Source organism: Butyricicoccus sp., from assembly GCF_050872565.1.
Lineage (GTDB): Bacteria > Bacillota > Clostridia > Oscillospirales > Butyricicoccaceae > Butyricicoccus_A.
Genome location: NZ_JBNMHC010000239.1, coordinates 1 through 3,529, shown reverse-complemented (window position 1 = coordinate 3,529; position 3,529 = coordinate 1). Strand labels below are relative to the sequence as shown.

Genomic DNA, 3,529 nt, shown 5'->3' with positions numbered 1-3,529 from the left:
GCTGAAAGCCCCACACCGCTTCCTGTTCTTGTTTTGCCGTGAGCGGCGGCGGCAAAACAATCGGGCTTCCAATGTAAAAAATCCCTTTTTCCGATGGGAACAATCCCAGTCGGCACAACATTTCCCGCAGCTTTTCCCAAATTCGCATACCCTTCTCCTTTCACGGTCCAATGAGTCCGTCAAATTCTCCAGAGCCAATATCTGCCACGGAAACAGCCACCATGCAGTCATAGGCACTGCCATCTGCCCGCACAACGGCACGAGGTCGAAAGCACGGCAGCAATCCCCCGCCGCCTACGCTGTGAAACGCAAGCAGCCGCCATCCCCTCACGCCATGCTGCTGTGCCTGCTGCACCAGCTCGGCAGCATTGTCCTGTTTGAGACTTTGCGCGATAAACCGCTGCTGTTCCGGCAAAATACGCATGGCGGCATCTCGTGTCAGCAGCAGCACCGGCTTTCCCGTCATCGGATCCCGCAAGGTATTGCCGCTGTCTACCAGCAAAAACACCTGCACTTGCTGTTTTTCACAGCAAATGCAAACCGATTCACCGCACGGCCGATTATCCTTTGCCTGATTGCGAAAGACGAAACAGCTGAGGCCATATGCCAGCAATGCTGATGCCGCCAATACCCGCCGCGAAACCTGTACCACCAACACACCATTTTGCATAAGAGGCGTTCCGCTCAGTTGCTCCAATGCTACCGCTACGCCGCCAAACACAAACGCCACCAGCAGCACCAGCAGTGTTTGCCGCACGAGCAGACGCATATGGCGAATAGAAAATGCTGTTCCTGCCATGACGGCGCCGGACGCGATGCGCACAGGGAGAACAGACAGCGGCGGAAAGACCACACACCCGCCGGCATACAGCGCACCAAAGCCCGCCGCAAGGCTCAGCCTCCAAACCGCAGCAGGTCTGCCGCTTAGCGCGGATGCACAGCGCAGGATGCAATAATCCATCGCAAAATTCAGCACGAACAGCACATCCAGATACACCACGCGCATCCCTCAGCCACCTCCGTGTACCTGTTAGTATACAAGATGTCTGGCGCAGAAATCGGCGTTCCCTGTCCGAAAGGAAAAATTTTTATCTGTCTGGTATCATCCCCACACGCAAGAAGAAAATTTTTCGATCTGTTTGACCCGTTCGCCCTCTGTCGAGTAAATATCCACGACAACACGCAAACGATACTGATACGCAAACGGAGGCACACTCACCATTTGCGAAGCAAGATGATCCGCTACCGTCCAAGATTCTTGTGTTTCCCATGCTTTGCCATCTTTGCTTTTTTGCAGCTGTAATTTCATCACGCTCATGTATTCCGGCTGCAAACCAACCATGGCACCGCAATAAACTTGCGTTCCCATCACGCGAATCGTACAAAATACCTGTGTCATGCTCGGTGCAATCGGCTGTGCCTTTTGAAACGGTGTGACATCCGGCGGCGGTGCTTGTTTGATTACATCCGGATCAGCCTCTGCCTGCATGGCATAGCAAAAATTTTCCCAGCTGTTCGATTCCGGTTCATGTGCCCACGCAGTACTGCTCAGCGTACCCAAAGCAAGAAGAACTGCCGCACTCTGTTTGATTTTTCGTTTCATCCTGTCTCCTCACGCAAGCTGTTTGGCTGTTTTCAGGACATCTTGCGTGTCGATGCCCTGCGCTGTCACGCAATAGATCGACACCTGCTGTGTATCCGTCCACGTCACCGTCACCATATCTTCTTTTTCCGCCACCTGTGCGGTATTTCCGTGAATCTTCGCCTGAGAAATCTCTGCGCCGTCTGTGTCCACGGAAACCGTCGTGGCAGCTCCTGTCACTTTGCGTATCGTCAAATATCGTCCGTCTGCCGCAGAAAAAGTATCGACGATGGTATCTTGTGTGCGTTCCTCTTTCTGAAAAGCCAAGCCATCTGGCAGCCAGTTCACCGTAAAGTTTTGCACAGTTGTCTCCGTGTATTCAGACGGCATAGCCTGATTGCGTCCATCCGAAAATGAATAGTCTGTTCCGGTTTCCGTCTGTTTTGTCACCAATGACAGAACATCCTGCCGAAATGTCGGAGAGGACGCAAACGCCGTTACCGACACAACCGTCAGCAGCACACAAGCTGCCGCCGCAGAATACCGCATGACACGAAGCATGGTTTTGCACAGCTGCTGGCGTCTTTTCTTCCGAAATTGCTTGTGAATAAACGCGATCATGCGCTGACTGGATTCCTCTGGAACCGGTTCAAGAGTTCCCTCTTCTTTTGCTTTTTGGTACTCCTCCAATGCTCGTCTTCCTTCACTCTCTATCCATTCATGCATCAGCAGCCCAGTGACAGCATCCTCCAATTGTTCCTGGTAATCTTCCCGGTTTTTCATGACAATTCCTCTCCTTTGATAATTTTTTGCATCTCTTGCAGCGCATGTCTTCGCGCACGAGTCAATTTCATGCGAACACTTTTTGGCTGACAGCCAATCTGCTTGGCAAGATATGTGTCAGAATACTCCAGCATATATTTTCCTTCCAGCAGCAGCTGTTCTGCTGTGGACAATCGCTGCAAGGCCTGTACCAGAGCTTCCGCATTTTCCCGCGCAATCAATATTTCATCCAGCGTCAGTGCCGTTGGCTCGTGCTCTGAAACCTCTGCCGCACGAGCTTTTATCACATCTTCATGCTTTAACATATTGATGGCGATATTTCGCACGACCATGGCAATATACGCCGCTTGTACACTGCGTTGTTTCCTGCGCAAAACATCCAGCTTGTCAATAATTCGCAAAATGCTTTCTTGCACAATATCCTCGCAGCTCATCCAGTTGTTGTTATACCGTCTGGCGACGGAAAACATCAACTCCTGAAATTCCTCATACAATTCGATGAGAAATTCTTGATCGTCCGGGTCTGATACAACCGAACAAATCCATGTAACCATACGTTTCTCCCTTCGTTTTATTTGTCCCTCTATTAATAAGACAATTCAGCAACGCCATTTGCAACGCATTTTCGCGAAAATTTTAAAAAAAAATTTCCCGACTTCAAAAAATCGGGAAATTCACCATCATTTTACCTTGTAAACCAAAAAAATGCCCATATCAGAGAAGGAACACTGGCGACGAGCACCGTCTTCAGTGTCCGCCCAATCCAAGCATCCGTATCCGGTCTGGTCGCCGTATATTCTCCCCAGCACACGGCTGCCAGCTCTTGCAGAACAATCGGAAGCATTCCTTGCGCCATATCGCTCCATGCAAGATTTCCCCGGGCAAATTGAACAGCCAGCACAACCGCCGCAGCCATGCATATGTACCCGATTGCATGGAATATTTTTCTGTCCGTTAGTATTTTATCCTGTCTGCTCATGATTTGTTCTTCCCTCGTCAAACAGATTCCCCACTCCTCCGAAAAGAAGTGGGGGATTGCTTTTGTCTGTTTTTTTACTCTTCTAACGAATAACCGCCCATCTCATTCCACAGCGGGAACGGGTTGACCTCATTCGGATCAATGCTTTCCGCGGCTTTGAGCGCCTCAGAAAAGCTGTCATACTC

5 protein-coding genes are annotated in these 3,529 nt (G+C 50.4%); all 5 read right to left on the bottom strand.

Annotation, left to right across the window (positions count from 1 at the left end; all coding sequences use genetic code 11):
* Nucleotides 1-160: 160 nt before the first annotated feature.
* The 5 genes from ACR0P9_RS09360 to ACR0P9_RS09340 all read right to left on the bottom strand — a co-directional run bounded on the left by ACR0P9_RS09360 (nucleotide 161) and on the right by ACR0P9_RS09340 (nucleotide 3,344).
* Nucleotides 161-1,006, bottom strand: a complete 846-nt coding sequence (locus ACR0P9_RS09360) for a sigma-E processing peptidase SpoIIGA (RefSeq protein WP_432619495.1) — start codon at nucleotides 1,004-1,006, stop codon at nucleotides 161-163.
* Between the two features lie 96 nt (nucleotides 1,007-1,102).
* Nucleotides 1,103-1,603: a hypothetical protein gene (locus tag ACR0P9_RS09355; protein ID WP_432619493.1), complete on the bottom strand. Its 501-nt coding sequence runs from the start codon at nucleotides 1,601-1,603 to the stop codon at nucleotides 1,103-1,105.
* A gap of 9 nt (nucleotides 1,604-1,612) precedes the next feature.
* Complete coding sequence (locus ACR0P9_RS09350; RefSeq protein WP_432619491.1) at nucleotides 1,613-2,365, bottom strand: DUF4367 domain-containing protein; 753 nt, start codon at nucleotides 2,363-2,365, stop codon at nucleotides 1,613-1,615.
* Nucleotides 2,362-2,919, bottom strand: coding sequence for an RNA polymerase sigma factor (locus ACR0P9_RS09345; protein ID WP_432619489.1), 558 nt, complete (start codon nucleotides 2,917-2,919; stop codon nucleotides 2,362-2,364). Before ACR0P9_RS09345 ends, ACR0P9_RS09350 begins: the two co-directional genes overlap by 4 nt.
* A gap of 131 nt (nucleotides 2,920-3,050) precedes the next feature.
* Nucleotides 3,051-3,344 (bottom strand): hypothetical protein, encoded by a 294-nt coding sequence (locus ACR0P9_RS09340; RefSeq protein WP_432619487.1) that lies wholly within the window; start codon nucleotides 3,342-3,344, stop codon nucleotides 3,051-3,053.
* Nucleotides 3,345-3,529 lie beyond the last annotated feature (185 nt).

What these genes read in the sequence shown, in the direction of transcription:
- ACR0P9_RS09355 (WP_432619493.1), bottom strand. Translation starts at nt 1,603, where the DNA reads ATGAAACGAAAAATCAAACAGAGTGCGGCAGTTCTTCTTGCTTTGGGT.
- ACR0P9_RS09350 (WP_432619491.1), bottom strand. Translation starts at nt 2,365, where the DNA reads ATGAAAAACCGGGAAGATTACCAGGAACAATTGGAGGATGCTGTCACT.
- ACR0P9_RS09360 (WP_432619495.1), bottom strand. Translation starts at nt 1,006, where the DNA reads ATGCGCGTGGTGTATCTGGATGTGCTGTTCGTGCTGAATTTTGCGATG.
- ACR0P9_RS09345 (WP_432619489.1), bottom strand. Translation starts at nt 2,919, where the DNA reads ATGGTTACATGGATTTGTTCGGTTGTATCAGACCCGGACGATCAAGAA.
- ACR0P9_RS09340 (WP_432619487.1), bottom strand. Translation starts at nt 3,344, where the DNA reads ATGAGCAGACAGGATAAAATACTAACGGACAGAAAAATATTCCATGCA.